Here is a 6,501-nt window from a genome sequence, read left to right on the forward strand (position 1 = left end):
CAAGGCCGGCGGCACGTCGGCACAGGTCACGTGCGGCGCGCCCCGGGGCGCCGTCGACCGGGCCGGGCCGGGCGGGACTCCCGGGCCCGGGGGCGGTCGGCCTCCGAGGGGGCGGTCTCAGGGGCGGTCGTCCGTCAGCTCGCCGGCGTTCAGGGGCAGGCGCAGGCTGACGCGGCGCCGCACCGCGGCGAGTTCACGGTGCAGGGGCGAGCGGGGCACGGCCAGCACCGGACAGGCGGCGTGCGCGAGGCAGTAGCGGGCCACCGAGGGGAACAGCGCGCGGCGCATCCTGCCGCGGCGTCCCGCGCCGATCACCAGGAGGTCGCCGGCGCGGTCGGCGACCCGGACCAGGGCGCGCCCCGGCCGGTCCCACACGGCCACCACCCGCAGGGGGACTCCCGGCCCGTCGACGCCGAAGGCCGCGTCGAGGGCGGTACTCAGCCGTTCGTCCGCCAGCTGCCGGAACTCGGCCATGGGCGGTGCGAGCATCGAACTCGGGTGGGCGAGCGCTCCCCGCGGCGGTTCCCAGGCGCCCACGGCCAGCAGCCGGGCACCCCGGCGGTGCGCCTCGAACGCGCCCCGGTGCAGGGCCGCGAGGCTGCCCAGCGAGCCGCTGACCCCGACCACGACGCGTCGCCGTTCTCCCTCGCTCATCGCTGGTCCACCCCTCGGCGTACGTCCACTCGGGCATCCGGATCCCATGGAACGCGCCGGGAGGACGGCGGGGCCACGGTGTTGGCCTTCACCTAACGCGGAGACGACAGTTCCTGACACTCGCGACACGGCTCTGAAGTGGGTGCGGGTGCGGCGGTGAGGGTGGGGACGTGCGGCGTGTGAGGCGTGCGCGAGGGGCGCGCATTTATCCGCGCAACCACCTGTATGTCGCGAAACGGCAACAGGGCCGTCCGTGGCCTTGCCGTTGCTGAAGCCTTGGGCGGGTACCGAGGGGGAAGTGTGAATATCTTGTTCGCTGTCGTGCTGATCATCGCGGGCGGGCTGGGCCACCGCCGCGCCGCGGGGAAGAAGCGGCATGCCGGCTGAGTCATGGTCCGTCCTGCTGGCGGTGGCGGTCCTGTTGTGCACGGGTCTCGCCGCCCTCCCGACGGGCAGCAGACACAAACGCGCCGCGCCGGGGCGCGTGGTGGCGATCGTCTCCGTGCGCGTCGGCGAGGGCACGGGCGGAGGTCCTGCCGGACGTTCGGACGGGGGCCCTGACGCAGGCCCTGGTGGGGCCACTGATGGAGCCCCTGGGGGAGGTGAGGGCGGGAGCGAGGGCGCGGGGGACGGTGCCGGGAGTGCCGCCGAGCGTCTGTACGCGACGGTCCGTTCGCTGACCGGTCAGTCCCGGCCGGTCGACGCCGTCCACGTCGTCGACGACGGATCGGCCGTCCCCGTCGTTCCCTTCGACCACCCCTCGGTCACCTGGCACCGGGCGCCCGGCGGCGGCAGGCGCGCGGCCCGTGCCACGGTGGTCCGTCATCTGCGCGGCCACGGGGAGCCGTTCGACTACGTGCTCACCGTGGACGCCGGCGGCGAGGTCCACAAGGACGCGGTGTGGCAGATGCTGCGCGTCCTGAACGACCCCCGCGTCCAGGCCTGCACCGGAACCGTCCTCACCCGGAACCGGCAGGCCGGCCTCACGGCCCGGCTGTCGGACCTCAGACTGTTCGTCCTGTGCGTGCTCGGCCGGGGACTGCGCTCCGCCGTGGGAGCGGCACGCCCGGCCCCGGGTGGACTCTCGCTGTACCGGGAACCGGTCCTGTCCGACCATCTGGACCACTACGTGGCCTCGGGCGAGGACGGGGGTGACGACGACCGCCAACTGTGCGGCTACGCCCGCTCGCGCGGCCGGGTGGTCTCCGTGCCCCGCGCCTACGTCACCGCCGACGCGCCCGCCACCATCGGTGACACCTACCGGCAGCAGCGGCGCCGGGCGGGGGCGGTCAGGCGGCTGGCCCCCTGGGAACTCCTCGCCCTGCCGGCGCCCGCCAGGACGGCCCGGCTGGTCGAACTGGGCGCCGGGGCCCTGCTGCCCCTCCTGTCCCTCGGCCTCGTGGCCGACGTACGGCGCACCGGCTCCCCGGCCCCGCTGCTCCAGGCCCTGGCGGGCGTCGGGGTGTTCACGCTGGCCGAAGCACTGCTGTACGCGGTCCTGCGGCCCGGCCTGAGCCGTACGGAACGGCTGACGGCTCCCCTGCTGGCCCCGCTGCACGCGGCGATGATGTTCTTCGTGATCCACCCGGCGACGTACCGGTCCTTGGTCGGCCCCCCGCCCGGAGGCAGCCGCGCCCGCGAGAAGCCCGCCGCCGTGCCGAACCTGCCGGGAAGTCCCGGCGCTCCGAGCACTCCCGGCACTCCGGACCCCACCGGCACCCCGGACCCCACCAAGGACACGGAGACCCGGCGACCCGCGAATCTGCCGAAAACGGCGGGCACATCGAACTCACCGAACTCACCGAACTCACCGAACTCACCGAACACGCCGGACACCCCGCGCCCCGCGCCGCCGGCTCCCGCCAAACTCCTCGACCCCCTGACCGAGAGGACCCTCGAAACGCCCCTGAGAACCCGCACGGCGCACCCCGGCTGACCTCGGGCGCGGGGGGAGAGCCCCCGTCCGGACGCCGCCCCGGTGTCAGCGGGTGAGGGACGCGGCGTCACCCATGACGACCACGGGATGCTGGGCGGGGTCCAGGGTGAGCAGGAGTTCCTTCATGTGCTGCTGGGCGAGGCTGACGCAGCCGTGCGTGGGCCCCCCGTGGTCGACGTGCAGCCAGATGCCGCCGCCGCGGCCCGCGCCGAGCGGGCGGGTCCAGTCGAGGGGCGAAGTGCCGGGCCGGCGGTTGTAGTTGATGGCGACGACGTAGTCGAAGGAGCCCACGAGCGGTTCGCCCTCGAAGCCGGTGCCGACGGTGGTGAAGCCCCCCGAGCGGTCGTACGGCAGCTTGCTGCCCGGGTCGGCCAGCAGCCCTCCGGCGTCGGTGAGGGCGAACACGCCTATCGGGGACCGGAGATCGCCGGCGTGGTGGTCGTCCGTCCAGCCTCTGAGGGCGTTGTGGGCGGCCCACTCGGCTCCGGGCTCCCAGCCCGTGTCCGTACGCCGGTACAGCGCCACCTTCGACACCGGGGAGTTCCTGCCGCGGCCGGTGACCAGGACGACCTGCCGGGCCTTCCCGGGTATGGCGGCGAGCGTGCGGGGGCCCAGGCCCGGCAGCCGCGCCGGATCGGCGCTGCCGGACGCTCCGGTGTCCGCGGACGGCCGTGAGGGCCGGGCCTGTGTCGTGCCGGACGTGGCGGCCGGGGCGTCCGTGCCGGCGGCCGGCGACCCCGCGCCGCCCGTGGACCGGGTCCCGCCTCCGCATCCGGTGAGGGCGACGGACAGGACCAGGACCACCGCGGACAGCCCCGCGCGGACACCGCCCGTGCGGTTGATGGAGAAAGACATGATCATCATCCTGGACGGGACATGTGAGGAAGTGGTCAGCAGGTCCAGGAAGCAGGGGCGGGTCCCGTGTCCGTACACGGCCGTGAGGGCCTTGGACCGCTGCGACGCCCGGATGTGACGCCCCGTCCGCGTGCCGCCCGCGCCCCATCCGCCGCGTCCGCGTGACGTCCGCGTGCGCTCCGTCCTTTTTTCCGGTGAATCCGGCGCCTCATTCGCCGGTCATTCGCAGCCCTTCCACGCCTCTGCCGCAGCTCTTTCATGGCCATTTCGCGGCTCTTTCGCGGTTCTTCCGCGGCTCTTTATTCGAAGCCGAACGCGGCGCGGATTGGTCGGGAACGAAAATTCCTCCGATGTGCTGAATGACCAATCCGCGGCACCGTTCTGCTTCGGATTCCGGCCGTGAGCAAAGATCCGAGTACGTCGAGGCGCGGCACCCGATGGGTGCGGCGGGCGCGGGCGGCGCTGAGCGGCCTGCTGGCCGGTTACGCGGCGCTGGCGTTCGCCGAGCTGGTGTCCGCGTTCGTACGGCCGCAGGCCGGACCGGTCGTGGCCGTCGGGTCGGCGGCGATCGACCGGACGCCGGCGCCCGTGAAGGACTGGGCGATCCGTCATTTCGGCACGGACGACAAACTCGTTCTGCAACTCGGAATTCTCGCCGCGCTCGCCGTCCTGGCGATCCTGCTCGGTCTGCTGGCGCTCGCCCGTCGCAGGACCGGGGCCGCCGGAGTACTCGTCTTCGGTGTCGTGGGCGCGGCGGCCGCGCTCAGCCGGCCGGATTCCACGAGCGTCGCCGACGCCCTGCCGTCCGTGGCGGGCGCGTTGGTGGGCGGGCTGCTGCTGTACCGGCTCGCGGGCCGGCCGTCCGTGACCGGTCCCCTCGACGCCGCGCCGGCCGTCCGGCCGGGCGGGGACCGTCCGGTGGTGGCCGACGACACCGTCGGCCCGTCCGCCACGCCGGGGGAATCCGGCTGGGACCGGCGCGGCTTCCTGGTGGCGGCCACCGCGGCCGCGGCGGCTTCGACCGGCGCCGCGGTCCTGGGCCGTTCGCTCAACGGCAGCCGCGGCCGGGACGCGGTGGCCTCCCGCGACAACGTGCTCCTGCCCGCGCCGGGCTCCCCGGCCACCCCGGTGCCCGGGGGCGCGGGGCTGCGGATTCCCGGCGTCAGTCCGTTCGTGACACCGACCAAGGACTTCTACCGGGTCGACACCGCCCTGGTCGTGCCCAAGGTCGACGCCACCACCTGGCGGCTGCGCATCCACGGCAAGGGAGTGACCCGGCCGGTGTCGCTCTCCTTCGACGACCTGCTGCGCCGTTCACTGATCGAGCGCGACATCACGCTGACCTGCGTGTCCAACGAGGTCGGCGGCCCCTACGTGGGCAACGCGCGCTGGATCGGGGTGCGGCTGGCGGATCTGCTGGCCGAGTGCGGGGTGACACCCCCCTCGAAGGGCGGTCCGGCCGATCAGCTGGTCGCCCGCTCGGTCGACGGCATGACGATCGGAAGCCCGGTCGACGACGTCATGGACGGCCGGGACGCGCTGCTCGCCGTCGGCATGAACGGCCGGCCGCTGCCCTTCGAGCACGGCTTCCCGGTCCGCATGGTGGTGCCCGGCCTCTACGGCTACGTCTCCGCCTGCAAGTGGATCCAGGACCTCGAACTCACCACCTTCGACGCCTACGACCCGTACTGGGTGAAGCGGGACTGGGCGCGCCGGGCACCGGTCAAGACCCAGTCCCGCATCGACACCCCCAAGCCGTTCGCCCGGCCCCGGGCGGGCACGGTGATGGTCGCCGGTGTCGCCTGGGCCCAGCACCGCGGCGTCCGTGAGGTGGAGGTGCGCGTCGACGACGGGCCCTGGCAGCGGGCCCGCCTCGCCGCCGAGGACACCGTCGACACCTGGCGGCAGTGGTCCTTCCCCTGGGAGGCGACCAAGGGCGGCCACACGCTGACCGTCCGGGCCACCGACGGCACCGGCCAGGTGCAGACCGCGCAACGCGCCCGGACCATCCCGGACGGCGCCAGCGGCCGGCACTCGGTGGTGGTGACCGTCGACTGACCCATCGACCGACAGGCCCCGAAGCCGGACTCCTGAAGCCGGACTCCCCAAGCCGGACTCCCGGAGCCGGATCCCCGAAGCCGGACCCCCGCACCCGTGCGGACGTACCGGCGTGCTCCACCCACCCGAACACCCCTCGAACCACCGTTGAAATTTCCCCCCTTGAACGCGGCTTCCCTGCCGCGTCGTCCTAGGAGAACTCCATGAACACCCGTTTCCGCCGTGCCGCCCTCACCGTCGCCGCGGCAGCCGTCCTGCCCGTGGCCCTGAGTGCCTGCTCCGACAGCGGCAAGGACAGCGCCTCCTCCGACAACGGCAAGTCCTCGACCGCCGCGAGCGACACCGCGACCGACAGCGCCACCACCGGCTCCGGCGACATGACCGGTGCCGACCAGCCCTTCGGCCCGGGCTGCGCGACGGTGCCGAAGAACGGCGCGGGCTCGTTCGACGGCATGGCCAAGGACCCGGTGGCGACCGCCGCGTCCAACAACCCGGCCCTGTCCACGCTGGTCACCGCGGTGAAGAAGGCCGGTCTGGTCGACACGCTCAACACCGCCCAGAACATCACGGTGTTCGCGCCGACCAACGACGCCTTCGCGAAGATCCCGAAGGCCACCCTGGACAAGGTCCTGGCCGACAAGGCGCAGCTGACGAAGATCCTCACGTACCACGTCGTGGGCCAGAAGCTCGCTCCCAAGGACCTGATGAGCGGCTCCTACGCCACGCTGGAGAAGTCCAAGCTGGCCACCGCGGGTTCCGGCGAGTCCTACACGGTCAACGACGCCTCCAAGGTCGTCTGCGGCAACGTCAAGACCGCCAACGCCAACGTGTACATCGTCGACACCGTGCTGATGCCGAAGAGCTGACGCCGTGCCGCGACTCCCGTGACGGGGAGGAGCGGGAGGGGGGGGGGGGGGGCGGCCCCCCCCCCCCCCCCCCCCCCCCCCGCCCCCCCCCCCACCCCCCCCCCCCCCCCCGGGCGCGGCCGAGGGGCACAG

The 6,501-nt window shown here is 73.7% G+C and carries 5 protein-coding genes; 3 read left to right on the forward strand and 2 right to left on the reverse strand.

What is annotated here, in order from left to right; all coding sequences use genetic code 11:
* Window positions 1-117: 117 nt before the first annotated feature.
* Window positions 118-654, reverse strand: a complete 537-nt coding sequence (locus ACFV2J_RS28090) for a universal stress protein (protein WP_385084008.1) — start codon at window positions 652-654, stop codon at window positions 118-120.
* A gap of 376 nt (window positions 655-1,030) precedes the next feature.
* On the opposite strand from ACFV2J_RS28090, the gene ACFV2J_RS28095 reads away from it, so the two are divergent.
* Entirely contained in the window at window positions 1,031-2,590 is a 1,560-nt protein-coding gene (locus tag ACFV2J_RS28095; protein WP_385441242.1) for a glycosyltransferase, read from the forward strand.
* A 45-nt stretch (window positions 2,591-2,635) separates the two neighbouring features.
* Here the strand turns inward: ACFV2J_RS28095 and ACFV2J_RS28100 are convergent, their stop codons facing one another.
* Window positions 2,636-3,445 (reverse strand): L,D-transpeptidase family protein, encoded by an 810-nt coding sequence (locus ACFV2J_RS28100; protein WP_385084010.1) that lies wholly within the window; start codon window positions 3,443-3,445, stop codon window positions 2,636-2,638.
* A gap of 399 nt (window positions 3,446-3,844) precedes the next feature.
* Here ACFV2J_RS28100 and ACFV2J_RS28105 point away from each other — a divergent pair, with 399 nt between their 5' ends.
* Together ACFV2J_RS28105 and ACFV2J_RS28110 are read left to right on the forward strand one after the other, a co-directional pair.
* The gene (locus ACFV2J_RS28105) at window positions 3,845-5,503 is read left to right on the forward strand and encodes a molybdopterin-dependent oxidoreductase (protein ID WP_385441246.1); all 1,659 of its coding nucleotides are present in this window, start codon (window positions 3,845-3,847) and stop codon (window positions 5,501-5,503) included.
* Window positions 5,504-5,706: 203 nt separating this feature from the next.
* Window positions 5,707-6,369, forward strand: coding sequence for a fasciclin domain-containing protein (locus tag ACFV2J_RS28110; RefSeq protein ID WP_385085851.1), 663 nt, complete (start codon window positions 5,707-5,709; stop codon window positions 6,367-6,369).
* Window positions 6,370-6,501 lie beyond the last annotated feature (132 nt).

The sequence above is a fragment of the Streptomyces sp. NPDC059668 genome (assembly GCF_042734135.1).
Lineage (GTDB): Bacteria > Actinomycetota > Actinomycetes > Streptomycetales > Streptomycetaceae > Streptomyces.